A 23,560-nucleotide genomic window follows, 5' to 3' on the forward strand; every position below is an offset into this window, starting at 1 on the left:
CATAGGATAAATACCAAAGGTTGAGCTATTATAATTAATTAAAAAATATTTGCAATCATTTATTGAAATAATTACAAGAAATTCTATATTTTATTTTTTAAGGAAGAGTTTTATTAAAGAATTTATTTTCAAATTAAGCAAAGAATCGCTTTAAAACCCATTTGTTACATAAATCAGTTTTCAGTATCCTAACTACGACTTGATAGTATGTTGTACGGTACGTTGTTAAAATCGTTATTATAACAAGCATTGCCTGCGTGGACCACAAAACGCATTCGGTGTCATACCGTGGCTTGTCCACGGTATCCAGTAAAACAACTAAAAATACTAATATTATTAGTATTTTTAACTAGACCCCGTGTGGTCAAGCCAGCGTTATTGCATGGCTCGTTTATGTCATTTCTGCGTGGCATTGTTGCGTAGATACCAAAACCGTCATTGCGAGGAGCGAAGCGACGTGGCAATCCAAAAAAAGATTAAAAAAATTCTGATTTACAGAATTTTTAACTGGATTGCTTCGTCAAAATTTTCAATTTTTCCTCGCAATGACGGAAAACCGGACCACGTAACAATATCTTCCCGCGGAGGCGGGAATGACATAGAATAGAAGTCCGGTACTATAGGTCAAGCCACTGAGTGACGGCGGTAAAACCGATCCATGCAGCAATGTCTCCTCGCAATGATGGAAACGAGCAATGCAACAAGACGAGTTTATTAGACCTATTGCATAACATATCTTATGGAGATATAGACTTAGAAGTCCATACCGCCCATGCCTCCCATACCACCACGCATTGGCGGCATTGAATCTTCTTTATCAGAAGGCTCGTCAACAATTAAAGTTTCCGTGGTAATAATTAACGAAGCAACGGAAGCAGCATCTTGAAGTGCAGTACGCACTACTTTAGCCGGATCGATAATTCCTGCTTTAATCATATCGACATATTGCATATCTTGAGCATTAAAGCCGAAATTTTTATCCTTATGCTCTAATAATTTTCCAACTACTACACCACCGTTTTCACCAGCATTTTCAACGATTTGTTTTAACGGATCTTTTAGAGCTTCTATTACTATTTCAATACCTGCTTGTTGATCCTTGTTATCTACTTTAAGATTTCTTAAAGTTTGTGAAACGTGAAGTAATGTTACACCGCCTCCTGCAACAACACCCTCCTCAACTGCAGCTCTTGTAGCAGCAAGTGCATCTTCAACACGATCTTTACGCTCTTTCACTTCAACTTCTGTAGCACCGCCGACCTTTAATACGGCAACACCGCCGGAAAGTTTAGCTAAACGCTCTTGTAGTTTTTCTTTATCATAATCAGAAGTAGTTTCAGCTATTTGAGATTTAATTTGTAATACCCTATCTTCAATATTTTTCTTATCACCGTTACCGTCAACAATTACAGTATTTTCTTTAGAAATTGTTACTCTTTTTGCCGTCCCTAGACTTTTAATACTCACATTTTCAAGCTTCATACCTAAATCTTCAGTAATAAGCTCACCTTTAGTTAGGATAGCAATATCTTCCATCATTGCTTTTCTTCTATCACCAAAACCTGGGGCTTTTACTGCCGCAACTTTTAAACCACCACGTAATCTATTGACTACAAGCGTTGCAAGAGCTTCACCCTCAACATCCTCAGCAATAATTAATAGCGGACGTTGTGATTGTACTACAGCCTCAAGTATAGGTAACATCGGTTGTAAATTTGATAATTTTTTCTCAAATAATAAGATGAAAGGATTTTCAAGCTCAGCAACCATTTTCTCGGAATTCGTTACAAAATACGGTGATAGATAACCCCTATCAAACATCATACCTTTAACTACTTCAACATCGAAGCTAAAATTCTTTGCTTCTTCAACGGTTATCACGCCTTCTTTACCGACTTCCTCCATTGCCTTAGCAATTTTCTCACCGATTTCCTTATCACCGTTTGAAGAAATAGTACCAACCTGTGCGATTTCCTCTTGGCTATTGATTTTTTTACTGGATTTTTTAATTTCTTCCACTACTGCGTTTACCGCTAAATCCATACCACGCTTTAAATCCATAGGATTATAGCCCGCTGCGACTAACTTATTACCCTCACGAGCTAATGCTCTAGCAAGTACCGTAGCTGTAGTAGTACCATCACCGGCTACTTCTGCAGCTTTTGTAGCAGCTGATTTTAATAGCTGAGCTCCTGCATTTCTAATTTTATCTTTTAACTCGATCGATTTTGCAACCGTCACACCGTCTTTGGTAATTTTCGGTGAACCGAATGATTGCTCAATAAGTACATTTCTACCTTTTGGACCTAAAGTAACTTTTACTGCATCTGCAAGTATGTCAATGCCTTCTAGCATTTGCTCACGAGCTTTTGAGCCGTGTTTAATAAGTTTTGTTGCCATATTTAATTTCTCCTTAAAACAAATAATTAATTAATAATACCAAATACGTCGCTTTCTTTCATAACGATCAGTTTTTCGCCTTTAATTTCAATTTCGGTGCCTGCCCATTTACCGTATAAAACTTTATCGCCTATTTTTAGCTCTAAAGGATGAATTTCACCTTTTTTATTACGAATACCGTTACCTACGGCTACTATTTCACCTTGCATCGGCTTTTCTTTTGCGGTATCAGGAATAATAATTCCACCTTTAGTTTTTTCTTCGTGTTCGATAGGCTTTATTGCAATTCTATCATGTAATGGTTTAAAAGACATTTTAACCTCCAATTATTAAATCTTTAAATGTACATACTATATATATTTTATTTTTGCTAGTTCAAGGGGAAAGAATAAAATTTTTTTTACGGACCTCTTTCAAATTCTTCTTTGTTTATACAAGAGGTCTATTCTTTCTCAAAATCCTCTAAACTAGTGCCGTGTTTAGTTTTGCTCCATTTGAAAGGACAGAAAATTATTTCAAATACTGCTTTATATGAAGCGATGGTATGTAATATAAAATAGCTAGCCCATAAGATCAAAGCTACTATATCCTGAAATTTTACTTTTCCGCTTTTTAAAGAATTCTTTAATATATACAGAGCAGTACTATAAAGATATAAAAGCGAAAAAATACTATTAACAAGCCATAAATAATTAATTATAGAATTTTTATTTATAACAATAGAAAATATTATAAAAGGTAAACTCCAAAAATTATATGTAGATAAGCCGATAAAAATATAAATTGTTATTACTTGCAATAAAGTAAATTTTCGGTATTTATCTTTTTGTGCTTTAAATACAAAAAATGTTTGCAGAAAACCTTTAATCCAACGTGACCTTTGATTTAGCCAATTACCTAAACTATTCGGAGCTTCTTCTAGAGTATAGGAAACAAGGATAGCTACTTTATAGTTCTGTGAGTAAATTCTTATACCAAGCTCGGCATCTTCCGTTACATTATAAGCATCCCATCCGCCAAGCTTATTTAATATATCCGTTTTAAAATGATTACTAGTACCACCAAGAGGGGTAGGAAGTTTTAATAAACTTAATCCTTTCAAGATATATTCAAACCATAAACTATATTCTATATTAAATAATTTAGTTAAAATATTCTCGTTTTTATTGTAAAAATTGAGCTTAGCCTGAAGACAAACATATTCATCAGATAAACTTCTAAACGTTGTTAGAGCTTTAAGTAGCTGTTCAGGTTCAGGTTTATCTTCAGCATCATATACGACTAGATACTCACCACGTGAATATTCTAAAGCATAATTAAGAGCCTTCGGTTTAGTTCTTGGTAGACTTTTCGGAACAGATATAACATGAAAACAAGACGGTAAATTATATAAGGCTATTTCTTTAATCATTAAATAATCGTCATCTTCGATAATAATTTTGGTCGTGCCTCCGTATTGCAGTTTAGAGTAAATAGTCTATAATCCTCAAACAGTAATAAGAGAGAATTATAGTTAAGGAGTTATGGCAAAAATAGATGTTAAGTGTAGATATTGTAACAACACAGAAGAAGTAATAAAGTCAGGATATTCAATTTCAAAACAACAGAGATATCAATGCAAGCGGTGTAATCGATATTTTCAATTGGAGTATATTAATAATGCATCTAAGCCTGGAGTTAAGGAGCAAATAGTAGAAATGTCAATCAACGGCTCTGGAGTTAGAGATACAGTAAGAGTATTAAAAGCGGGTATCAATACAGTTATCCGTGTTTTAAAAAAATCTAGTATTAAAAACAATAAATCATTCTATCAGTACAACAGAAGTAATTATTGCTCCTGAGATAGATGAACAATGGTCTTATGTACAGAATAAATCCAGACAACGATGGCTTTGGTATGCCTTGGATAAGATTTCGTTAAAAGTAGTTGCTTATACGTTTGGTACAAGATGTGATAGCACATTAGAATCATTACTGAAAAAACTAGAGAATTTCAAGGTGACTTTTTACTATACAGATGGATGGGGGAGTTATGCTAGGTTATTAGACCCTAAAAAGCATATTATCAGTAAAAAATACACTCAACGGATAGAACGAAGTAACTTGAACCTTAGAACGAGATGCAAGAGGCTTGCACGTAAGACAATCTGCTTTTCCAAGTCATTGGATATTCATGATAAGGTTATTGGTACTCTTATTGAACGTATAGCTTTTTAATAGGCGTAACTGCAATATGGAGGCATGACCAAAATAGCAAATATTAATATATCTCCCGATAAAATAACAATTGGAGCTAATCAGCGGGTCACGTTTAAAAGCCTAGGTAATATTGAGGAATTAATCTTAGGACCACATAGTAGTGTTAAAGTAACAGATCTTAATCATAAGGTATTTATAAATAATACTAATCGAGATAAGATAATTATATTATCAGGTGAAGATACTAATTTTTATGATAATCCCTACGCTTAAATTTTATTGATATTTTCTGTCATTCCTGCTTTCGCAGGAATGCGTTGTTGCGTGGATCAATTTCGCCTCTGTCATCCCGTGGCTTGACCACTGAATCCAGTTAAAAATACTAAAATTATTAGTATTTTTTATTGTTTTTATGGACCCCGTGGTCAAGCCACGGGGTGACACATTGGATTTTACCGGTCTACGCAACAATGCCTGCTCGCAATGACGGGGTGGTATCCACGCGGGCAATGCCTCGCAGAATGACATAAAGAGCATTTTACCGCCCCACAAAATAACACCTCTAAGCCCCAAGCAGCACTTGATTTTGTAGTTTAAATAATTCTGCTACGCCGCCTTTAGCAAGTTTTAACATTGCTAAAAACTGCTCTTCGGAAAAAGGTTCTTTCTCTGCCGTGCCTTGTACTTCGATTAAATTACCATTACCTGCAAATACAAAATTACTATCCACTTCCGCATCGCTATCTTCTAAATAATCCAAATCTAGTATCGCCTCACCTTTATATATCCCGCAAGAAACAGCTGCAATTTGACTAATTAACGGATTTACCTTTAAAATTCTCTTTTTCATCAATGATCTAATAGCTAGGTGTAATGCTACGTAGCTTCCTGTTATCGCTGCCGTTCTAGTACCGCCATCGGCATTAATAACATCACAATCTATAATAATCTGCCTCTCACCTAGTTTCTTCAAGTCAATTACACATCGCATGCTTCTTCCTATCAAACGCTGTATTTCTTGGGTTCTTCCTCCTTGCTTCCCTTGTGCTGCTTCTCTTTTAATACGCTGGGATGTAGAGCCTGGGAGCATGCCGTACTCAGCGGTAACCCAACCTTGATTCTGCCCTCGTAAAAACGGCGGTACGGTAGTTTCGCAAGTAGCACTACACATGACATGTGTATTACCGATTTTAATAAGGCATGAACCTTCCGTATTAATAAGCGGTGATAATTCTAATGAAATAGGACGTAATTGGTTGCTTTTTCTTCCTGACTGTCTCATAATACAATTTGTACTCCTAATAAATATACAGAATCGGTAGACGAAGTTTAATTTGAAAAAGAGCAAGACACTTTAAAGCTTATAACCGCAGCGTAGGTATACTACGTGAGGATTATAAGCGAAAAGTGACGCCGCAATTTTTTAAATTAAACAAGTATACCATTGAAAAAATTTTTATTATATCTATATATATCTCAAAAAAGAACATAAATATAAAGTAAATAATATGATAGATGATAATATAGAAAATAATGAACAAACAATAAATGATATTGCTGAAGAGATAGTTGAAACGGCAAATCCGGAAATAACAGAGTTAAAAGCAGAAATTGAAGAGTTAAAAGACAAGCTAATTAGAACTACTGCCGAAATAGATAATACAAGAAAGCGTTTAGAAAAAGCACGTGACGAAGCAAAAGATTATGCAATTGCTACATTTGCTAAAGAACTACTAAATGTTAGTGATAATCTTTCAAGAGCATTAGCTCATAAACCGGCGAATTCTGATATAGAAGTCACAAATATTATTGCAGGCGTTCAGATGACTAAAGATGAACTGGACAAAATCTTTCATAAACATCATATTGAAGAAATAAAGCCGAAAATAGGATCAATGTTCGACTATAATTTACATAATGCAATTTCGCAGATAGAACATCCTGATCATGCACCGAATAGCATTATTACTTTAATGCAATCAGGATATAAAATTAGAGATAGGCTACTTAGACCCGCTACCGTACAAGTAGTTAAAAAATCCGAATAGAAAATAATAATATGAATAGAACTGCTATATTTTGGCTAGTTTTTTTAGGGCTTTTTATAAGCGGTTTTATGCTAATTTCAGACGCAGTAAAACCATTTTTTATCGCATTTATAATATCTTACTTACTACAACCTGCTATAGGTTTTATCGCATCAAAATTTAAAATATCAAATAAATTTGCATCAAGCATAATTTATCTGATATTTTTGAGCATATTTTTCTTAAGCTTAACTATTTTAGTACCGATAATTTATGGACAAATTTTTACTTTTATAAATAATATTCCAAAATATAAAAATTATTTACAGGCAGAAATATTACCTCCTATAATGGCAAAAATTTATTCGATAGAACCTGATATTGCCGATAAAATCAAGAATTCTTTAAGTGATTTTATAAATAGTATATTTACTATACTTGGCAGTATTGCTAATAATTTTTGGCGTTATACCATTATTACCATTAACATATTTGTTTTATTTTTACTTATACCTATAATATTATTTTATTTCCTACGTGATTGGTCTAAAATTATTGCAAACATGAAATCATTATTACCTATAAAAACCCGACCGAAAATCCTTGAAATATTATCGGCAATTAATAATCTGTTATCTGCTTACATAAGAGGACAACTAAATATTTGCTTATTATTATCTACTTATTATAGTATTGCATTTACCGTAATAGGTATTGATCTCGCTCTTTTACTCGGTATTTTAACAGGGTTTTTTGTCATTATTCCTTTTCTTGGTACTTTTATATCGTTTCTTTTAACTCTAATTATCGGCTATTTAACTTTTGGTGTAACTAGCAAATTACTATATATAATGATAATTTATCTAGTCGGAAATATTTGTGAATCTTATATTCTAACCCCTAAAATTATCGGTGATAAAATAGGGTTGCATCCTCTTTGGATTATATTCTCGATTTTTGCCTGCGGCAGTTTATTTGGAATTATTGGAATATTTTTTGCTATACCAATTGCAGGGATTACAAAAATTTTACTCCTAAATCTAATTAAATTTTATAAATCTAGCAAATTCTATCAAACAGACGGCTAAGTTATAATATTATTGTATGATTTTTAAAAAGTGTCTAATGTCATACCCACGAAAGCGGGAATCCAGTCAAACCTATAAAAAACTTGTTTTTTTAGGTTTATTTTATGAATTAATGTATAATTTGTGTACTAGTATTAAGATTATTTTTCTGGATTCCCGCTTTCGCGGGAATGACATAGAGAAGCATGAAAATGACCTCCTCGACCTACAACAATGCTGCTAAGGATTAATAAATGCAGCAATATATATTTCGTTTTACTACTTCTAATAAATATCATCCTGATGAGTTTATTGTTTCTAGTTCTAACGAGCAAGCTTATAATATTATAAAAAATTGGCAGTGCAGCTTTGGCGTTAATCCTTATAAATTTACTTTATTAATTAAAGGACCTTCTTCGTCAGGAAAAACTTATTTAACCAAAATATGGCAAAATTTAAGCAGTGCCTATATTATTAAAGATATTTTTTTTAATGAAGAAATTTTAGAAAAATATAATGCTTTTATCATTGAAGATATTGAAAACTGGCAAGAGCCGGCATTACTTCATATATTTAATATTATTAATGAAAAACAAAAATATCTTTTACTTACCTCATCTAATAAAAGCAGAAATTTTACTTTACCCGATTTATCTTCGCGTATTAAATCAGTCCTTAGTATAGCATTAAACTCACCTGATGATGAATTAATCAAAATTCTAATATTTAAGCATTTTTCTATTTCTTCGGTAACAATATCAGAACAAATAATAGATTTTCTTTTAGTAAATTTGCCTAGGGAATATTCTAAAATTATAGAAATATTAGAAAATATTAACTATTTTGCTTTAATTTCCAAAAGAAAAATAACAACTTCATTAGTCAAAGAAGTTTTAAATAAGTATAATCATAAAATATTGTAACTTTTTCCTTGACTTTAAATCTTCTCAATATAACCTTTCTATAAATTAACTTTTTAGAAAAAATTGTGTTGGGATACGAAAAAAAACAAAAAAATTTAAATAGAGAACAAAAACAGGCTATAGGCTTACTATCGATAGGTACTTTTTTAGAGTATTTTGATCTTATGCTATATGTTCATATGGCAGTACTACTTAATGAGCTTTTCTTTCCGCAATATGATACTCACGTTAATCGCCTTCTTGCAGCTTTTTCTTTTTGTTCTACTTTTATTTTTAGACCCTTAGGAGCTTTGTTATTTGGCTGGATAGGAGATAATATAGGTCGGAAATCTACAGTCATTATTACCACTATTTTAATGTCGTTTTCTTGCATCGTTATGGCTAATCTTCCTACTTATGCCCAAGTAGGTGCTAGTGCCGCTTGGATAGTAACAATATGCCGTATAGTGCAAGGTATGTCGTCCATGGGAGAAAGAGTAGGAGCAGAATTATATTTAACGGAATCCGTCGGAGTTCCTAAACGCTTTCCTGCCGTAGCATTTGTAGGGGTGTGTGCTAGCTTAGGATTAACTGTTGCCCTTGGCGTAGCAACTTTAGTTACATCTTACAGTTTTAATTGGCGTATCGCATTTTGGGTAGGTGCAGGAATTGCTTTAATAGGGAGTGCTGCTAGGACTACTTTACGTGAAACACCGGATTTTGTTGATGCTAAGCGTAGAATACAAGAAACTATAAAAGATAGTAATATAATTGATGTAGCAAAGATAAAAAATAATCCTGTATGGCAAGAAAAAGTTAATAAGAAGACTGCAATCTATTATTTTTTAATACAACTAGCACAACCGGTATGGTTCTATTTTGCTTATATTCATTGTAGTAATATACTTAAAGATTCGTTACACTATACCGCTGAAGCAGTAATACATCAAAATTTCATTATTTCTATAGTAGAATTTTTTGTAGCACTAGCACTTACGTGTTTATGCTATAAATTTCACCCACTAAAAATTTTAAAAACGCAATTAGTAATATTTTTAACTTTTCTTCTATTTAGTCCATTAATATTAGATAATATAACACAAGGCTGGCAAATTCTCTTAATTCAACTAATTGTAGTTACTTTTTCTCCAAGTGAATTTCCGGCAATTCCAATATTTTATAAAAGTTTTCCGGTTTTTAAACGATTTACCTATGCTAGCTTTATATATGCTTCTTCACGAGCCGCTATGTATGTAATTAGTTCTTTTGGGCTTGTTTATTTAACAGAACGTTTTAATAATTTAGGATTGTTGATGATAGTAATTCCTATTATTATAGGCTATAGCCTCGGTATATCACATTTTAAAAAGCTAGAAGTTGAAGCAGGAAATTATTATTGAATATAAAAGGCGAAACGCGGCTTTCACCTTTTATATCAATTATAATTAGTTATATAATTTATCTTCTTCAGAGAGTTCGGTTTTAATTATTTCAAGCAGAGAAAAAACCTTACAATATTCTTCAAGCTTTTCGTTTATTTTTTGCAGCTCATCTAAAGCACTACTAAAATCTTCTTGTATTAAATAGGTTTCTACAGTTTTATTCTGCTCTAATGTTTTAAGCATAATATCTTGTAAAAATTTATTATAGTGATTTTCTAACTTAGGTGTATTTGACATAATAATTAATAAATAACTTTGTATTTTAATTAATATATGAATTTTTTAATAATACAATAACTTTTAGTTAGTTTATATTATTATTTATCTATCTTTGCTCTATTATCACTAATTCATAATAAAGATTTACCTTAAATTTGCATTTTAAGTAATTTAATTATAGATAACTATTCACAAATTTTAATAATTATCTATAATGCACCCTAAAAGAGATTAAAGGCATACAAATAGAGCGAATAGAATGGCAAGACCTATAGAAGAAGAAAATAAATACGCACAATCACTAGCAAAAGATTTAGATATTGTAAAGGAGCAGAAAAAAAAGGCATCATCCAATAATATAGATCCAGTAGCTAAAAAGCAGCCTCCAATATTTAGAAGTATGGATGATATAGAAGTTATACAAAGGCGTAACTTGGAGCGTATAATTTCTCAAGAAACAGTAAAAAGTAAAGATGATTTATATATAATAGAGCAAGAACGGATACAAAAATTAATGAATAGAGGCACAAACGCCTTAAAAAACCATGAACAACAGCCAAATAGTGAGCATAAAGCACAAGCTAACTCAAGAACATCTAATATTCTAAATAGTATTAAGACCTCAAAAACATGGGGTAATATAAAGAAAATAAGCAACATAACAGGAAAGATTCTTTTTAATAAAACTACAGCTAGTGTACTCGGATTAATAGCAAGTAGTATTATGCTGGCAACTATAGCACCCGCAACAGCTCCATTTATGTTTGTATCAGCTGCTGCCATGGCAACATCTATAGTAGGTAAAGCAATAATAGATGTAGTACATACTCGAAAGATACGTCTTCTTACCCAAGAAAATAAATTATTAGTAAAACATCGTGACGATTTGAGTAAACAACAAGCTCTTTTAAAAATTGACCCGAAGTTACAAGATATTTTAAAAGATGATTTATATATACATAATGATCCGAATCAAACGAAAGGTCAAAATACTCAATCATTATTTATAGCATCGGTTATAACAAATGGAATAAGTAATATAGTAAACGTAGCAGGGGTATCTGCCGCTATAATCGGTGGTGGTGTAGCACAAATAATTTCATCAATAAATATAGGATTACAATCATTAAAAAGTTCTAAAGATTCAGTAAATCAGATTCAGGATAGAATAAAGTTAATTAAGGAGTTAAACCATAATATTAATCAAGAAAAACAAAAAACAGATATAGGTAATTATAAAAATATCCAAGAATTAGCAGAGATAGGATATAAACAAGCTGTTCAAACTGAAGCATTAACCGCTTTACTACAAGATAAGAATTACTTTAAATTTACCGATCAAGAAAAACAACAGAGATTTAATCAGCTTAGTGAAGAAATAACATTAAGGACAGCATTAGAATATGCTGATACAAAAAAAATAACATCACAAAATATAATAGTAGACGTACTAAAAGATATAAATAGAACACTTAATCCTTTTTATAAACAACCAGAACAAATAACTACCCATAAAAGCGTGTTAACAAAAGCAGTTGAAAATACAAATACTAATGATCATAAGGAATATAAAACGATACAGTTAAAAAAGAAATTAGAACTAAGCGGCACAGAAAATATAGTAAATAGAATCGGGAAACAATTAATTAATAACAATACTATTTCTAATAAAAATACAGATACGCCAAATAATTATATAAAAAGAATTACAAAAAAAGATTTAGGGTTAATAAGGTAAAATAGGAAATCATCCATAGCCCTCTTGCATAACCTAATCTATAAAGAGGAAACACTCACCTCGCACTGCAACATACAAAAAGTATATGAGGATACGAGTACCGGATTGACATATAAATATTTTTCTCTCTCAATTAGTTTATTATCATACTATTAAGTCCTTAATGAACAGGTAAAAATAAGCTAATAGTAAGTTGCACTTCACTTCCAATAAAAAATGCTAAAATTTAGTATTTTTTTACTGGATTATTTCATCAATTACTTTGTAATTTTCTTGCAAGGGCATTAAATTATTAACTAATATATACTTAGTTAATAATGCCATTTCACAAAGATACTATTTTTCTTGATAGGTTTAACTATTGTAATATTTAAAACTGAAAAGCTTAAGTTTAAGGCTCATGGATTGCGTGATGTTTTCGTTGAAATACTAAAAACTTTCGATTGGTGGGCGATGACGGACTCGAACCGCCGACACTCTCGGTGTAAACGAGATACTCTACCAGCTGAGCTAATCGCCCATATTTTTTATTAATTAGTAAAATAACATTATTTATAATTAATAAGAAGTATATATAAGTAATTTATAGCAAAATTTTATTAGCTCTTGCTTTTAAATTACCTATAAAGTGTTATTTACTTTCGTTCAAACTTTTTATTTGTTTTGACAACCTGCTGATTTTTCTTGAGGCGGTATTTAATTTAATTATATTTTTTTTCACACCTTGCATTATCTTAGACTGAGCAACAGATAAAGCTAAGTTAGCATTTTCTTTATTACCAAGACTGATTTCATGTACAACTTTCTTTATAAAAGTTTTTATTGCACTAGATCTTTTTTTATTGATTAGAGTTCTTTTTACTGTTTGTCTGGCAGCTTTTTTTGCTAAAAAATGATTAGCAATTACCGAGTCCCTTATATTTTAATTTTTAATTTCTTCATTAGCATCTTGCTGTATATTTCCTTTAGCATTAATATCTCTATCTACAAATTCAATATATGCTATCGGTGCTAAATCACCATAACGGAATCCGGCTTTTATTATTCTAGTGTAACCGCCAGGTCTATCTTTATATCTGGTACCTAAAATATTTATAAGCTTTTCTACTGCTTTTTTATCTTTTATTTTTGATAAAACGCTTCTTCTTACCGTTAAATCAGCTTTTTTAGCTTTAGTAATTAGAGTTTCAATGTAAGATCTTAATTCCTTAGCTTTTGGTAAAGTAGTTTTAATTTGTTCATGGGTTACAAGTGCTACAGCCATATTAGCGAGCATTGCTTGCCTATGACTACTTGTTACATTTAACTTTCTACCTTTAATTTTATGTCGCATTTTTATTAGTCCTTAATTATAAGAATCTTCATAACGTTTAGATAATTCTTGAATATTTTCCGGTGGCCAATCCGGTACATCCATACCGAATCTTAAATTAAATTTTGCCAATATTTCTTTAATCTCATTTAAAGATTTTCTACCGAAATTTGGAGTTCTCAGCATATCGGATTCCGTTCTTTTTACTAGATCCCCTATATATATTATATTATCATTTTTCAAACAATTTGCCGATCTAACCGATAATTCCAATTCATCAACTCTCTTAAGTAAATAAGGTGAAAACGGTAAAGCATCAGTTTTAACTTGCTTATCTTCTTCCTGTTCTTCAAAAGAAATAAATAACTGTAATTGCTCTTGTAGAATACGTGCAGCTAAACCTACAGCCATTTCAGGTAATAAATCACCGTTAGTTTCTACAAACATAATTAATTTATCATAGTCGGTAACCTGACCTACCCTAGTATTTTCTACTTTATAAGTAACACTCTTCACCGGGTTAAATAAAGCATCTATAGCTATTTCACCAATAGGTAAATTATCCTCATAGCTATTTGTGCTAAGTACATATCCTTTACCAACCTTACAAGTTAATTCCATTTCGAGCTGCTTGTTCTTAGCTAGATTACAAATTACATGATCCGGATTCAGTATTTCTACATCATGACCTGTTTCAATCATACCGGCCGTTATAACACAAGGTCCTATTGCTTTTAATTTCATGATACGTTTTTCTGCAACATGCATTTTTACTTCAATACCTTTAATGTTTAAAATCACTTCCGATACATCTTCTTTTACACCGGGTATAGAAGAAAATTCGTGTTCTATAGCAGGGATCTTTATAGAAGTGATAGCTGCTCCTTGTAAAGAAGAAAGTAATACTCTTCTCATAGCATTACCGAGTGTTAAACCAAAACCTCTTTCTAAAGGTTCAACTACAATTTTAGCTTTATTATTGGTTTCCGGAAAATTTTCATAAGCGACTTTATTCGGCTTTATTAAAGTATTCCAATTTTTACTTAACGATAACATTTAATACCTATGATTCTCTTATACTCTTCTTCTTTTTGGCGGTCTTACTCCATTATGAGCAATTGACGATACATCTAAAATTGATGTAACCACAAAATTTTGCCCGAATAAAGCTCTCATTGCTGATTCACGCTGAGCTCCCGGCCCTCCAATCCTAATAGAAATAGTTTTTAGACCATATTCTTTTGCTTTTTCCGATGCTCTATCAATTGTTACTTGAGCTGCATAAGGTGTTGCTTTTCTTGCCCCTTTAAACCCATTACCTCCTGCCGATGCAGAAGAAATAGTATTACCTTGGATATCAGTAAATGTTACTATAGTATTATTAAATGATGCTCGGATATGCACAACACCCAGAGTGATAGTTTTTTTCTTTTTCTTAACTTTAACCGTCTGATTCATTATTTATACTCTATACTTAAACTATTATTTTACAGCTTTTTTCTTTCCGGCTATCGCAATAGCTTTACCTTTTCTAGTTCGAGCATTAGAATGCGTGTTCTGTCCTCTCACCGGCAACTTACGTATATGTCTAAGCCCTTGATAACATCTTATATCTTTCTTCTTCTTAATATTAAGCGTAACTTCTCGTCTTAAATCACCCTCAACTTTATACTCACTTTCAATAATATTACGTAAGTTTATTAACTCTTGATCCGTAAGTTCTTTAACTTTTTTATCTTTCGATATTTTTGCTTTATTACAGATCTCTGATGCCATAGTAGGCCCAAGACCGTAAATGTAAGTTAAACTCACAACTAAACGTTTATTATCGGGAATATTAACACTTGCAATTCTTGCCACAAATAATCTCCAAATTTTACTGGTAACTAGAAAATAATATAAAAATCTTTGATAAAGTCAATTTATTTTTAGTATTTTCTGTATATCAATTTCTATTTCTTGTTCATTTTTACTTCCATCAACTATATAAAAATTACCACTATTTTTATAATAATCTATTAATGGATATGTTTCTGTTTTATATACTTCAATTCTTTTTTTTATTACTTCTTCATTATCGTCTTTTCTATAATCAAATGTACTTGAACCGCAAACGTCGCATACATTATCAGTTTTAGGCTGCAAGAAGTAACTATTATATATTTTACCGCAATTTTTACAACTATATCTTCCTAAAACTCTTTTAATTAATAATTCATCTGAAACATCGAAATATATTATTTTAATTTTTTCTTTAATAAATGATTCAAAGAATTTTGCTTGCTCTAAATTACGTGGATATCCATCTAATATATAACCGTTTTTATATTCAGAGGATAATAAAAAATTTTTAATTACTTGATTAACTATTTCATTAGGGATAAGCTCCCCTTGCTTAACATAATTATTAATTAACTCTGCTTCACTAGTTGACGTTTTAATAATTGTTCTAAATATATCACCGATTGCTATATGTGGTAAATCAATTTTTTTAGCTATCTTTTTTCCTTGTGTTCCCTTTCCGGCTCCTGGAGGACCTAAAAAAATTACTATCACTATTTAAGCTCATTTTTAATTTTTTAATTTTACTTTCTTCATTAAACCTTCATACTTACTACTAAATAAGTAAGTTTGAATCTGAGTCATAGTATCAAGTACCACGTTCACTACAATTAAAAAACTCGTACCTCCTAACGAAAGAGAAATTACATACTTATTCATTAATAGCTCCGGAATTACACATATTACACTTAAATATATCCCACCTATAACCGTAAGCCTTGTAAGTATATAATCAAAATAATCAGACGTATTTTTTCCTGGTCTTTTACCTGGAATATAAGCACCGTATTTTCTTAAATTATTAGCAGTTTCTTCAGAATTAAATACTATTGCAGTATAAAAAAAACTAAAAAACATAATTAATGCTACATATAATAAAATATATACGGGCTTTCCATGCCCTAAGTAATAAGTAAGCATGCCCATAGTTTCTGAATTACTATTAGAAAAATTAGCAAGCGTAGCAGGAAATAGTAAAATTGAACTAGCAAATATTGGAGGTATTACACCAGAAGTATTTAATTTAAGAGGCATATGCGTTGCTTCCCCTCCATAAATTTTATTTCCTACTTGTCTTTTAGGATACTGCACCAATAATTTTCTTTGGGCTTTTTCAAAAAATATAATTATAGCTATTAATACAACTACTCCAATACAAACAGCTAACGCTATTAAAGGCGATAATGCTCCTTTTCTTGATAATTCAAACATACTAATAATAGCACTAGGTACTCCTGAAATTATGCCTATAAATATAATTAAGGACGTACCGTTACCTATTCCGCGTTGTGTAATTTGTTCTCCTAACCACATTAATAGCATAGTGCCTACAACCAAAGTAATTACGGTTGTAACTCTAAAGAAAAAACCCGCTAAAATTACTACAGGACCGGTATTTGTTACAATCGACTCTAAACTTATAGCAACTCCATAAGCCTGAAAAGAAGCAAGTAGAACCGTTAAATATCTCGATAGCTGATTTACTTTTCTTTTACCTACTTCCCCTTCTTTTTTTAAATTTTCTAAAGGTTTATATGCAACTGACATTAATTGGATAATAATTGAGGCGGTAATATACGGCATAATTGCTAAAGCAAAAATAGACATTCTACCTAGCGATCCTCCGGATAGCATGTTGAACATTCCAAGTATTCCGGATTGATTCTTTTCAGCCACACTACTTAAAGCAATTGAATCTATACCGGGTATAGGTATAAAAGACCCAAATCTACATACTATAAGAATGAGAATAGTAAAAACAATGCGACTAACTAAATCATTACCGGATTTTTTAGAAAAATTCTGCCCCATATACTATAATAATTTTCCACCTGCTTTTTCGATTAAATCCTTAGCTTTAGAAGAATAAGCATCTAATTTTAATGATAGGGGAGAAGCGAAATCATCACTACAAATAGATAATAATTTCACTAATTTCTTATTACTTTTATTATTAACTACTCCGGCTTCTACCAATTTTTCTTTTGTAATAGTATCAGCAGCACTTAAACGCCCATCGGCTAATGCTTCTTCAATATTATAAATATTTATTATATTGTATTTTTTAGTTGAAATACAATTAAATCCTCTTTTAGGTAGTCTTTTGATCATAGGTGTTTGACCACCTTCAAAACCTTTTATTGCAACGCCAGATCTAGATTTTTGACCTTTAATTCCTCTACCGCCGGTTTTTCCTTTACCACTACCAATACCGCGTGCTATTCTTTTCTTATTTTTTTTAGCACCTATATTATTATATAATTCATTTAATTTCATTTAAAAACTCTAATTACATATTTTCTATTTTTAACAAATGCTTTACTTTTTCAACCATCCCTTTAATTGAATTAGTATTTTCAAGAATAACGCTCTTATTAATTTTGTTTAAACCAAGCCCAACTAATGTCAATCTTTGATCATACTTACGACCTATAGCACTTTTAACTTGAGTAATTTTTATATTATTATTCATAACTTCACCTATACTTAACGCAACATTATTCATTAACTTGAATATCAGAGGATTTTACAGATATTTCATTTACTTTTTTATCTCTTCTCATAGCAATAGATTTTGGTGATGCAAGTTTATTTAAGGCATCAAATGTTGCAGAAATCATTGCGTAAACATTCGTTGAACCTATTGATTTAGCAACAATATCATGAACGCCTAAAGAGTCAAAAATTGCTCTCATAGACCCTCCGGCTATAACGCCTGTACCTGCTTTAGCTCTTCTTAAAATCACTTTAGCAGCTCCGCTTTTACCGACAACGTCATGGTGAATAGTCCTATTTTGATATAGCGGCACTTTCATCATTCTCTTTTTAGCGGCTTGTTTTGCTTTTCCTCGAGCTTCGTTTACTTCTTTAGCTTTTCCGTGTCCCGCTCCGACTCTGCCAGCTTTATCACCGACAACTACATAAGCAGAAAAAGCAAATCTTCTACCGCCTTTTACTACTTTTGTAACTCTATTTACATCAACTAAAACTTCGCTTAAAGTCTCTTCATTTTTTTTAACTTTAGACATTACTACAACCTTATAACCTAAAATTTTATTTTCTCTCTAGCTGCATCAGCTAGAGCTTTTACAACACCGTGATACTTATATCCGCCTCTATCAAATACTACTTCTTTTATCCCTGCAGAATCAGCTTTTTTTGCTATTTCTTCACCTACTTTGATAGCATTTTCAATATTACAATGAGATTTTTTTAATTTTTTTATTTTCTCATCTAAAGTTGAAGCAGAAGCAATCGTTATAGACTTAGAATCATCAATAATTTGTGCATATATATGTCTACCTGATTTAAATATCGATAATCTAACTCTATTAGATGTTTTAGATATTTTATGTCTTATTCTACTTCTTCTTTTTTCAAATTTTAGCTTAGCACTACGCATATTTAACTCTTAAATTTAATTTTTCTTACCTTCTTTACGCGGTATAAATTGATTTTCAAATTTAATCCCTTTTCCTTTATAAGGCTCAGGTGGTCTCTGTTTTATAATAATTGAGGCAAATTGTCCTAATTTTTCTTTATCTATTCCCTCAAGAATAATAATATTTTGCTTAGGTACCTCTATTTTAATATCTGAAGGTATTTCAATTTTTGTATTATGGCTTTTAGCAAGCATTAAATTTAAATATTTACCTTTTACCATTGCTCTGTAACCGACTCCGTTAATTTCGAGTTTAAGCTTAAACCCTTCTTTAACGCCGGTAACCATATTTGATATTATGCTTCTTGCAGTACCCCACATAGCACGTGCATTTTTATTTGCGGCTAAAGGTTTTACTAAAAGCTTATTTTCTGCCAATGAAATTGCTATATTACCTTTAAAAGTTTTTGATAATTCGCCTTTAGGTCCGGATATTTTTACTTCTAAATCATTTAAACCAACTTTTACACCTTCAGGTATAGTAATCGGCAATTTTCCAACACGTGACATTTTTTTACCTTAAAATACTTTACAAATTACTTCGCCGCCGACATTTTTGATATGAGCTTCTCTATCAGACATAACGCCGTAAGGAGTAGAAAGAATATATATACCCATATTATTATAATATCCTTTCAAATCTTTAATAGCAGAATATACTCTTTTTCCAGGCTTTGATACTCTATGAATTTCGCATATAGAAGCATCACCGTTTACAGAGTATTTTAAAGCTACCTCAGTATAACTAATATTATTTTTTTGAGTAGTTACATAATCTTTTATATAACCTTCTTTTTGCAAAACATCTAAAATTGAAGTTTTAATTTTAGAACTAGGAAAAGAAACATTTATCAATTTGCTTTTATAAGCATTTCTAATTCTAGTTAACATATCTGCTACATTATCCGTCATTGACATATTATTTACCTATCGACTTTTACCAACTTGACTTAACTACACCGGGAACTAAGCCTCTACCTATTAATTCCCTAAGCTTATTCCTAGATATACCGAATTTTCTTGTAACACCTCTTGGTCTACCTGTAAGCTCACATCTATTTCTTATTCTAGTAGATGATGAATTTCTAGGTAATTGTGCAAGTGACATTACCAAAGAAAAACGCTCTTCTAATGAAATATTTTTATCATAAATTTTACTTTTTAGTGCTGAACGTTTATTATGTAAACTTTGTGATTTTTTTTTCCTACTTTCGTTCTTTTTTATAGAACTTACTTTTGCCATTATATATATCCTAAAAATTAATTATAAAAAGGTAAATTAAACCCTGATAACAAAAACTTACTTTCTTTATCTGTTTTAGCAGATGTAACGATTGTAATATCCATACCCCTTATTGTATCGATTTTATCGTAATTAATTTCAGGAAAAACTATCTGCTCTTTTAATCCAAAAGTAAAATTCCCTTTACCGTCAAAACTTTTATAAGAAAAACCGCGAAATTCTTTAACACGAGGTAACGCAACAATTACTAGTCTTTCTAAAAAATCATACATTCTATCTTTACGTAATGTAACCTTGCAGCCTATTTTCATACTTTCGCGTAACTTAAAGGTTGCAATAGATTTTCTTGCTAACGTTACAACCGGCTTCTGACCGGAAATCAAAGTAAGATCATTTACCGCATTATTAATTACTTTGGAATCGGCTATCGCTTCCCCTACTCCCATATTTATAACAATTTTCTTAATTTGCGGTATTTCATGCTTATTTTTATAAGAAAATTCTTTTTGTAAGTTTTCAATAATTTTTTGCTGATATAATTCTTTAAATCTTAACATTATTTACCTTCCTTACCGATAATTTCCCCTGATTTCTTTGCTACTTTAACCTTAGAACCGTCTTCTAAGAATTTAAAAGCTACTTTGGTAGGGTTACCAGTTTTTGGATCGATGTGTGCAATATTTGAGATATGTATAGGTAATTCTTTAGTTATTATCCCGCCTTCACTCATTTGATTAGGTTTAGTATGCTTTTTTACTAAATTTACTCCAGAAACAATTACTTTACTGTCCTCAGGAAAAACTTTTAATATTTTACCTTTTTTTCCTTTGTGCTTTCCGGTAATAACAACAACTTCATCACCTTTTTTTACTTTTAATTTAATCATTTATAACACTTCCTCTGCAAGCGACATTATTCTAACATATTTTTTCGCTCTAAGTTCTCTTGTAACAGGACCGAAAACTCTAGTACCGATAGGTTCATCTTGTTTATTCAAAAGCACTAATGCGTTTTTATCAAATTTTATTGTACTACCGTCAGGTCTTACTACTCCGGTCTTTGTACGAACAATCACGCCTTTATAAACATCACCCTTTTTAACCTTACCGCCGGGTATAGCTTCTTTAACAGATACAACTATAACATCACCCAACTTTGCCACCATATGGTGAGAGCCACCTAAAACTTTAATACACATAACTTTTTTAGCACCGGAATTATCTGCAACTTCCAAGATGCTCTGCATTTGAATCATAAACTACTTCCAATTTTTTATACACGAGAGATAAAATAAACAATCTACCTTATAAAGTCAAAGATTAAAAAACTTTATTCCCCATTTACCACTAACCATGTTTTGGTTTTTGAGATAGGACGACTTTCAATTATACTAACTTTATCTCCTTCTTGATATTTATTTTCTGAATCATGAGCAGCATATTTTTTAGATACTTTCACGAACTTTTTATAAATAGGATGCTTAAACTTTCTTTCTACTTTTACTGTAACCGTCTTATCAGCTTTTGAACTTATAACCACGCCTTGTAACACTCTTTTCGGCATTTTAATATTCCTCACTATTAGATCTTTTTGTTAATTCAGTTTTAATACGTGCTATAGACTTTTTGACTAACGAAAACCTACTAGTATTTTTTAACTCACCTAAAGCTTGTTGAAATCTTAAATTAAACAATTCTTTTTTTAAAAGATTAAGGTTTTTATAAAGCTCTTCTATTGTTTCAGTAGATAACTTACTTCTTAATAATTTTAAATCATTCATAACGTCTCACTATCCTTGTTCTAACAGGTAATTTTGCACTTGCAAGCTCCAAAGCTCTAAGTGCAACATTTTCTTCTACCCCTTCAATTTCAAACATAATTCTTCCAGGCGAAACTCTAACTGCAAAAAATTCAGGAGAACCTTTACCTTTACCCATTCTTACTTCGGCAGGCTTTTTAGAAACGGGAACATCCGGAAAAATACGAATCCATAATCTTCCTTGCCTTTTCATACATCTAGTAGCAGCTTTTCTTCCTGCTTCTATTTGTCTTGCAGTAACACGCCAACCGTCTATAGATTTTAGACCAAATGATCCAAAAGCAAGCGTCGTACCTGCTTTTGCTTTTGAAGCAACTCTACCTTTATGAGCTTTTCTAAATTTTTGTTTTTTCGGAGCTAACATTTTAATACTTAAAATTAATTATATCTTTTATTTTCTGTATATTCACCTTTATAAATCCACACTTTAACCCCTATAACTCCATAAGTAGTTATAGCCTCAGCTGTTGAATAATCAATATCAGCTCTTAAAGTATGTAACGGCATTCTTCCTTCTATATACCACTCGGTTCTAGCAATTTCAGCACCTCCAAGTCGCCCTGAACAACTAACTCTTATACCTTGTCCACCTTGTTTAAATGAAGCCTGAATTGCTGTTTTCATAGCTTTTCTAAAAGAAACTCTTTTTTCAAGCTGTAGTGCTATAGTTTGAGCTACTATAGCAGCATCTATATTAAATTTTCTAACTTCGTGTATATTTATATAAACTTCTTTTAAAGAAGTCATTTTCTCGATAGCTTTTTTTAGCTTATCAATTTCACTACCGTTTCTACCGATAATGATATTTGGTTTTTTGGTATTAATATTAATTATAATACTTTTATTAGAAGGACGTTCAATTAAAACTCTGCTAACTTGAGCTTGATTAAAACCCTTATTTATTAAATCCCTAATTTTTAAATCTTGTATAAAAAGAGTTTTATAATGTTTTTCTGCATATAATACGGAATCCCAACCTTTAATTAAAGTCGGTCCAACTCTAAAACCATGTGCACAAACTTTCTGCCCCATTTTAATTATCCTCTTTTTCTGTAACAGTTATATAAAGATTACTAAAAAACTTATTTATTCTAGTTGCTCTTCCTTTTGCTCTTGGCATAACTCTTTTCATTACTAAAGCCTTACCTACAGTCGCCTTAGTAATAACCAATCTATCTATATCTAGACCTAAATTATTTTCAGCATTTGCAACAGCAGATTGTAAACAATCTTTTACAACTTTTGCAATTCTTTTAGGAGAAAAAGTTAACTGTACCAATGCTTCAGATACTTTCATATTTCTAATAAAAGCTGCAACTAAATTTAGCTTCCTTGGACTTACTCTAATAGATTTAGCTTTTGCCGTAGCAAAATTTTTATTTTCCTGTACCATATAAATCTTTACTTTCTTTTGACTTTTTTATCTGCTCCATGACCGTGAAATGTTCTAGTAGGAGCAAATTCACCTAATTTTCTTCCAACCATTTCTTCATTTACAGAAACCGGAATAAATTTATTTCCATTATGAACAGAAAAGGTAAACCCTACAAAAATAGGCAAAATCGTTGATCTTCTAGACCAAGTTTTAATCATTTCAGATTTACCTGATTCCATTAATTTTTGAACTTTCTTTATTAAATAACCGTCTACAAAAGGCCCTTTCCATATTGAACGTGCCATACTAATACC

The 23,560-nt window shown here is 31.3% G+C and carries 35 protein-coding genes, 1 tRNA gene and 2 pseudogenes; 8 read left to right on the forward strand and 30 right to left on the reverse strand.

Annotated elements, in window-relative coordinates; all coding sequences use genetic code 11:
• The first annotated feature begins 457 nt into the window (after positions 1 to 457).
• Positions 458 to 607 (forward strand): hypothetical protein, encoded by a 150-nt coding sequence (locus ACNFN7_RS01295; RefSeq protein ID WP_485440540.1) that lies wholly within the window; start codon positions 458 to 460, stop codon positions 605 to 607.
• Positions 608 to 753: 146 nt separating this feature from the next.
• Here ACNFN7_RS01295 and groL read toward each other — a convergent pair whose 3' ends face one another.
• The 3 genes from groL to ACNFN7_RS01310 form a co-directional block, all read right to left on the reverse strand.
• Positions 754 to 2,400, reverse strand: a complete 1,647-nt coding sequence (groL, locus tag ACNFN7_RS01300) for a chaperonin GroEL (RefSeq protein WP_485440541.1) — start codon at positions 2,398 to 2,400, stop codon at positions 754 to 756.
• 26 nt (positions 2,401 to 2,426) lie between these two features.
• Positions 2,427 to 2,714: a co-chaperone GroES gene (locus ACNFN7_RS01305; protein WP_218460482.1), complete on the reverse strand. Its 288-nt coding sequence runs from the start codon at positions 2,712 to 2,714 to the stop codon at positions 2,427 to 2,429.
• A 128-nt stretch (positions 2,715 to 2,842) separates the two neighbouring features.
• A complete protein-coding gene (locus ACNFN7_RS01310) occupies positions 2,843 to 3,811 on the reverse strand; it encodes a glycosyltransferase family 2 protein (RefSeq protein ID WP_485440542.1) in 969 nt (322 codons plus the stop codon).
• A gap of 112 nt (positions 3,812 to 3,923) precedes the next feature.
• On the opposite strand from ACNFN7_RS01310, the pseudogene ACNFN7_RS01315 reads away from it, so the two are divergent.
• Positions 3,924 to 4,617 (forward strand): annotated as a pseudogene (locus tag ACNFN7_RS01315) (IS1 family transposase).
• A gap of 24 nt (positions 4,618 to 4,641) precedes the next feature.
• The gene (locus tag ACNFN7_RS01320; protein ID WP_485440543.1) at positions 4,642 to 4,872 is read left to right on the forward strand and encodes a hypothetical protein; all 231 of its coding nucleotides are present in this window, start codon (positions 4,642 to 4,644) and stop codon (positions 4,870 to 4,872) included.
• A gap of 45 nt (positions 4,873 to 4,917) precedes the next feature.
• Here ACNFN7_RS01320 and ACNFN7_RS01325 read toward each other — a convergent pair.
• Positions 4,918 to 5,079, reverse strand: a pseudogene (locus tag ACNFN7_RS01325) (tRNA lysidine(34) synthetase TilS); the annotation flags it as partial.
• 82 nt (positions 5,080 to 5,161) lie between these two features.
• Complete coding sequence (rph, locus tag ACNFN7_RS01330) at positions 5,162 to 5,881, reverse strand: ribonuclease PH (RefSeq protein ID WP_485440544.1); 720 nt, start codon at positions 5,879 to 5,881, stop codon at positions 5,162 to 5,164.
• Between the two features lie 226 nt (positions 5,882 to 6,107).
• On the opposite strand from rph, the gene grpE reads away from it, so the two are divergent.
• The 4 genes from grpE to ACNFN7_RS01350 all read left to right on the forward strand — a co-directional run bounded on the left by grpE (position 6,108) and on the right by ACNFN7_RS01350 (position 9,995).
• Complete coding sequence (grpE, locus tag ACNFN7_RS01335; RefSeq protein WP_485440545.1) at positions 6,108 to 6,647, forward strand: nucleotide exchange factor GrpE; 540 nt, start codon at positions 6,108 to 6,110, stop codon at positions 6,645 to 6,647.
• 11 nt (positions 6,648 to 6,658) lie between these two features.
• Positions 6,659 to 7,714 carry an AI-2E family transporter gene (locus ACNFN7_RS01340; protein WP_485440546.1) on the forward strand — a complete coding sequence of 352 codons (1,056 nt, stop codon included), beginning with the start codon at positions 6,659 to 6,661 and terminating at the stop codon, positions 7,712 to 7,714.
• Positions 7,715 to 7,947: 233 nt separating this feature from the next.
• A complete protein-coding gene (locus tag ACNFN7_RS01345) occupies positions 7,948 to 8,616 on the forward strand; it encodes an HdaA/DnaA family protein (RefSeq protein WP_485440547.1) in 669 nt (222 codons plus the stop codon).
• A gap of 65 nt (positions 8,617 to 8,681) precedes the next feature.
• On the forward strand, positions 8,682 to 9,995 hold the full coding sequence (locus ACNFN7_RS01350; protein WP_485440548.1) for an MFS transporter: 1,314 nt from the start codon (positions 8,682 to 8,684) through the stop codon (positions 9,993 to 9,995).
• A gap of 45 nt (positions 9,996 to 10,040) precedes the next feature.
• Here ACNFN7_RS01350 and ACNFN7_RS01355 read toward each other — a convergent pair whose 3' ends face one another.
• The gene (locus ACNFN7_RS01355; RefSeq protein WP_485440549.1) at positions 10,041 to 10,274 is read right to left on the reverse strand and encodes a hypothetical protein; all 234 of its coding nucleotides are present in this window, start codon (positions 10,272 to 10,274) and stop codon (positions 10,041 to 10,043) included.
• 241 nt (positions 10,275 to 10,515) lie between these two features.
• Here ACNFN7_RS01355 and ACNFN7_RS01360 point away from each other — a divergent pair, with 241 nt between their 5' ends.
• Positions 10,516 to 11,994, forward strand: a complete 1,479-nt coding sequence (locus tag ACNFN7_RS01360) for a hypothetical protein (RefSeq protein WP_485440550.1) — start codon at positions 10,516 to 10,518, stop codon at positions 11,992 to 11,994.
• 444 nt (positions 11,995 to 12,438) lie between these two features.
• Here ACNFN7_RS01360 and ACNFN7_RS01365 read toward each other — a convergent pair.
• The 24 genes from ACNFN7_RS01365 to rpsS all read right to left on the reverse strand — a co-directional run bounded on the left by ACNFN7_RS01365 (position 12,439) and on the right by rpsS (position 23,551).
• Positions 12,439 to 12,514, reverse strand: a tRNA-Val gene (locus ACNFN7_RS01365).
• Positions 12,515 to 12,625: 111 nt separating this feature from the next.
• Positions 12,626 to 12,898, reverse strand: coding sequence for a 30S ribosomal protein S20 (gene rpsT, locus ACNFN7_RS01370; RefSeq protein WP_485440864.1), 273 nt, complete (start codon positions 12,896 to 12,898; stop codon positions 12,626 to 12,628).
• Positions 12,899 to 12,916: 18 nt separating this feature from the next.
• Positions 12,917 to 13,327: a 50S ribosomal protein L17 gene (gene rplQ, locus ACNFN7_RS01375; protein ID WP_485440551.1), complete on the reverse strand. Its 411-nt coding sequence runs from the start codon at positions 13,325 to 13,327 to the stop codon at positions 12,917 to 12,919.
• A gap of 12 nt (positions 13,328 to 13,339) precedes the next feature.
• The gene (locus tag ACNFN7_RS01380) at positions 13,340 to 14,362 is read right to left on the reverse strand and encodes a DNA-directed RNA polymerase subunit alpha (protein WP_485440552.1); all 1,023 of its coding nucleotides are present in this window, start codon (positions 14,360 to 14,362) and stop codon (positions 13,340 to 13,342) included.
• Positions 14,363 to 14,380: 18 nt separating this feature from the next.
• Positions 14,381 to 14,764 (reverse strand): 30S ribosomal protein S11, encoded by a 384-nt coding sequence (gene rpsK, locus ACNFN7_RS01385; RefSeq protein WP_008580920.1) that lies wholly within the window; start codon positions 14,762 to 14,764, stop codon positions 14,381 to 14,383.
• Positions 14,765 to 14,788: 24 nt separating this feature from the next.
• Positions 14,789 to 15,166: a 30S ribosomal protein S13 gene (gene rpsM / locus ACNFN7_RS01390; RefSeq protein WP_485440553.1), complete on the reverse strand. Its 378-nt coding sequence runs from the start codon at positions 15,164 to 15,166 to the stop codon at positions 14,789 to 14,791.
• A 57-nt stretch (positions 15,167 to 15,223) separates the two neighbouring features.
• Complete coding sequence (locus ACNFN7_RS01395; protein ID WP_011270648.1) at positions 15,224 to 15,862, reverse strand: adenylate kinase; 639 nt, start codon at positions 15,860 to 15,862, stop codon at positions 15,224 to 15,226.
• Positions 15,863 to 15,877: 15 nt separating this feature from the next.
• Complete coding sequence (gene secY / locus ACNFN7_RS01400; protein WP_011270647.1) at positions 15,878 to 17,179, reverse strand: preprotein translocase subunit SecY; 1,302 nt, start codon at positions 17,177 to 17,179, stop codon at positions 15,878 to 15,880.
• 3 nt (positions 17,180 to 17,182) lie between these two features.
• Positions 17,183 to 17,644, reverse strand: coding sequence for a 50S ribosomal protein L15 (gene rplO, locus ACNFN7_RS01405; RefSeq protein ID WP_485440554.1), 462 nt, complete (start codon positions 17,642 to 17,644; stop codon positions 17,183 to 17,185).
• Between the two features lie 13 nt (positions 17,645 to 17,657).
• Positions 17,658 to 17,840, reverse strand: a complete 183-nt coding sequence (gene rpmD / locus ACNFN7_RS01410; RefSeq protein WP_410526827.1) for a 50S ribosomal protein L30 — start codon at positions 17,838 to 17,840, stop codon at positions 17,658 to 17,660.
• A gap of 25 nt (positions 17,841 to 17,865) precedes the next feature.
• Positions 17,866 to 18,396 (reverse strand): 30S ribosomal protein S5, encoded by a 531-nt coding sequence (gene rpsE / locus ACNFN7_RS01415; protein ID WP_011270644.1) that lies wholly within the window; start codon positions 18,394 to 18,396, stop codon positions 17,866 to 17,868.
• Positions 18,397 to 18,413: 17 nt separating this feature from the next.
• Positions 18,414 to 18,770: a 50S ribosomal protein L18 gene (gene rplR / locus ACNFN7_RS01420; RefSeq protein WP_202068896.1), complete on the reverse strand. Its 357-nt coding sequence runs from the start codon at positions 18,768 to 18,770 to the stop codon at positions 18,414 to 18,416.
• Between the two features lie 15 nt (positions 18,771 to 18,785).
• Complete coding sequence (gene rplF / locus ACNFN7_RS01425) at positions 18,786 to 19,319, reverse strand: 50S ribosomal protein L6 (protein WP_485440555.1); 534 nt, start codon at positions 19,317 to 19,319, stop codon at positions 18,786 to 18,788.
• 9 nt (positions 19,320 to 19,328) lie between these two features.
• A complete protein-coding gene (gene rpsH / locus ACNFN7_RS01430) occupies positions 19,329 to 19,727 on the reverse strand; it encodes a 30S ribosomal protein S8 (protein ID WP_011270641.1) in 399 nt (132 codons plus the stop codon).
• A gap of 19 nt (positions 19,728 to 19,746) precedes the next feature.
• Positions 19,747 to 20,052, reverse strand: coding sequence for a 30S ribosomal protein S14 (gene rpsN / locus ACNFN7_RS01435; RefSeq protein WP_011270640.1), 306 nt, complete (start codon positions 20,050 to 20,052; stop codon positions 19,747 to 19,749).
• A gap of 17 nt (positions 20,053 to 20,069) precedes the next feature.
• Positions 20,070 to 20,609: a 50S ribosomal protein L5 gene (rplE, locus tag ACNFN7_RS01440; protein ID WP_040256101.1), complete on the reverse strand. Its 540-nt coding sequence runs from the start codon at positions 20,607 to 20,609 to the stop codon at positions 20,070 to 20,072.
• A complete protein-coding gene (rplX, locus tag ACNFN7_RS01445; RefSeq protein WP_485440556.1) occupies positions 20,609 to 20,938 on the reverse strand; it encodes a 50S ribosomal protein L24 in 330 nt (109 codons plus the stop codon). Before rplX ends, rplE begins: the two co-directional genes overlap by 1 nt.
• On the reverse strand, positions 20,939 to 21,307 hold the full coding sequence (rplN, locus tag ACNFN7_RS01450; protein WP_008580952.1) for a 50S ribosomal protein L14: 369 nt from the start codon (positions 21,305 to 21,307) through the stop codon (positions 20,939 to 20,941).
• Positions 21,308 to 21,381: 74 nt separating this feature from the next.
• The gene (gene rpsQ, locus ACNFN7_RS01455) at positions 21,382 to 21,615 is read right to left on the reverse strand and encodes a 30S ribosomal protein S17 (protein ID WP_039594825.1); all 234 of its coding nucleotides are present in this window, start codon (positions 21,613 to 21,615) and stop codon (positions 21,382 to 21,384) included.
• 1 nt (position 21,616) lies between these two features.
• Positions 21,617 to 21,832, reverse strand: coding sequence for a 50S ribosomal protein L29 (rpmC, locus tag ACNFN7_RS01460; protein ID WP_004596213.1), 216 nt, complete (start codon positions 21,830 to 21,832; stop codon positions 21,617 to 21,619).
• Positions 21,825 to 22,235 (reverse strand): 50S ribosomal protein L16, encoded by a 411-nt coding sequence (gene rplP / locus ACNFN7_RS01465; protein ID WP_011270636.1) that lies wholly within the window; start codon positions 22,233 to 22,235, stop codon positions 21,825 to 21,827. The genes rpmC and rplP overlap by 8 nt, the downstream gene beginning before the upstream one ends.
• A gap of 14 nt (positions 22,236 to 22,249) precedes the next feature.
• Positions 22,250 to 22,903, reverse strand: coding sequence for a 30S ribosomal protein S3 (gene rpsC, locus ACNFN7_RS01470; protein WP_485440557.1), 654 nt, complete (start codon positions 22,901 to 22,903; stop codon positions 22,250 to 22,252).
• Between the two features lies 1 nt (position 22,904).
• Positions 22,905 to 23,264 (reverse strand): 50S ribosomal protein L22, encoded by a 360-nt coding sequence (gene rplV / locus ACNFN7_RS01475; protein WP_008580961.1) that lies wholly within the window; start codon positions 23,262 to 23,264, stop codon positions 22,905 to 22,907.
• 8 nt (positions 23,265 to 23,272) lie between these two features.
• Positions 23,273 to 23,551, reverse strand: coding sequence for a 30S ribosomal protein S19 (gene rpsS / locus ACNFN7_RS01480; protein ID WP_008580964.1), 279 nt, complete (start codon positions 23,549 to 23,551; stop codon positions 23,273 to 23,275).
• Between the last annotated feature and the right edge of the window lie 9 nt (positions 23,552 to 23,560).

Source organism: Rickettsia sp. MAE-05 (genome assembly GCF_057319745.1).

Bases quoted from the DNA above. Each gene is read 5' to 3' on its own strand.
- rpsE (WP_011270644.1), bottom strand. From the start codon at position 18,396: ATGTCTAAAGTTAAAAAAAATGAAGAGACTTTAAGCGAAGTTTTAGTT.
- rpsC (WP_485440557.1), bottom strand. From the start codon at position 22,903: ATGGGGCAGAAAGTTTGTGCACATGGTTTTAGAGTTGGACCGACTTTA.
- ACNFN7_RS01340 (WP_485440546.1), top strand. From the start codon at position 6,659: ATGAATAGAACTGCTATATTTTGGCTAGTTTTTTTAGGGCTTTTTATA.
- rpsK (WP_008580920.1), bottom strand. From the start codon at position 14,764: ATGAATCAGACGGTTAAAGTTAAGAAAAAGAAAAAAACTATCACTCTG.
- ACNFN7_RS01345 (WP_485440547.1), top strand. From the start codon at position 7,948: ATGCAGCAATATATATTTCGTTTTACTACTTCTAATAAATATCATCCT.
- rplF (WP_485440555.1), bottom strand. From the start codon at position 19,319: ATGTCACGTGTTGGAAAATTGCCGATTACTATACCTGAAGGTGTAAAA.
- ACNFN7_RS01305 (WP_218460482.1), bottom strand. From the start codon at position 2,714: ATGTCTTTTAAACCATTACATGATAGAATTGCAATAAAGCCTATCGAA.
- rpsH (WP_011270641.1), bottom strand. From the start codon at position 19,727: ATGTCAATGACGGATAATGTAGCAGATATGTTAACTAGAATTAGAAAT.
- ACNFN7_RS01360 (WP_485440550.1), top strand. From the start codon at position 10,516: ATGGCAAGACCTATAGAAGAAGAAAATAAATACGCACAATCACTAGCA.
- rplP (WP_011270636.1), bottom strand. From the start codon at position 22,235: ATGTTAGCTCCGAAAAAACAAAAATTTAGAAAAGCTCATAAAGGTAGA.
- ACNFN7_RS01310 (WP_485440542.1), bottom strand. From the start codon at position 3,811: ATGATTAAAGAAATAGCCTTATATAATTTACCGTCTTGTTTTCATGTT.
- grpE (WP_485440545.1), top strand. From the start codon at position 6,108: ATGATAGATGATAATATAGAAAATAATGAACAAACAATAAATGATATT.
- groL (WP_485440541.1), bottom strand. From the start codon at position 2,400: ATGGCAACAAAACTTATTAAACACGGCTCAAAAGCTCGTGAGCAAATG.
- ACNFN7_RS01320 (WP_485440543.1), top strand. From the start codon at position 4,642: ATGACCAAAATAGCAAATATTAATATATCTCCCGATAAAATAACAATT.
- rpsS (WP_008580964.1), bottom strand. From the start codon at position 23,551: ATGGCACGTTCAATATGGAAAGGGCCTTTTGTAGACGGTTATTTAATA.
- rpsQ (WP_039594825.1), bottom strand. From the start codon at position 21,615: ATGCCGAAAAGAGTGTTACAAGGCGTGGTTATAAGTTCAAAAGCTGAT.
- ACNFN7_RS01380 (WP_485440552.1), bottom strand. From the start codon at position 14,362: ATGTTATCGTTAAGTAAAAATTGGAATACTTTAATAAAGCCGAATAAA.
- rplX (WP_485440556.1), bottom strand. From the start codon at position 20,938: ATGATTAAATTAAAAGTAAAAAAAGGTGATGAAGTTGTTGTTATTACC.
- rplV (WP_008580961.1), bottom strand. From the start codon at position 23,264: ATGGTACAGGAAAATAAAAATTTTGCTACGGCAAAAGCTAAATCTATT.
- rplN (WP_008580952.1), bottom strand. From the start codon at position 21,307: ATGATTCAAATGCAGAGCATCTTGGAAGTTGCAGATAATTCCGGTGCT.
- rplO (WP_485440554.1), bottom strand. From the start codon at position 17,644: ATGAAATTAAATGAATTATATAATAATATAGGTGCTAAAAAAAATAAG.
- rplE (WP_040256101.1), bottom strand. From the start codon at position 20,609: ATGTTAAGATTTAAAGAATTATATCAGCAAAAAATTATTGAAAACTTA.
- rpmC (WP_004596213.1), bottom strand. From the start codon at position 21,832: ATGAATGATTTAAAATTATTAAGAAGTAAGTTATCTACTGAAACAATA.
- ACNFN7_RS01355 (WP_485440549.1), bottom strand. From the start codon at position 10,274: ATGTCAAATACACCTAAGTTAGAAAATCACTATAATAAATTTTTACAA.
- secY (WP_011270647.1), bottom strand. From the start codon at position 17,179: ATGGGGCAGAATTTTTCTAAAAAATCCGGTAATGATTTAGTTAGTCGC.
- rpmD (WP_410526827.1), bottom strand. From the start codon at position 17,840: ATGAATAATAATATAAAAATTACTCAAGTTAAAAGTGCTATAGGTCGT.
- rph (WP_485440544.1), bottom strand. From the start codon at position 5,881: ATGAGACAGTCAGGAAGAAAAAGCAACCAATTACGTCCTATTTCATTA.
- rpsN (WP_011270640.1), bottom strand. From the start codon at position 20,052: ATGGCAAAAGTAAGTTCTATAAAAAAGAACGAAAGTAGGAAAAAAAAA.
- rplR (WP_202068896.1), bottom strand. From the start codon at position 18,770: ATGCGTAGTGCTAAGCTAAAATTTGAAAAAAGAAGAAGTAGAATAAGA.
- rplQ (WP_485440551.1), bottom strand. From the start codon at position 13,327: ATGCGACATAAAATTAAAGGTAGAAAGTTAAATGTAACAAGTAGTCAT.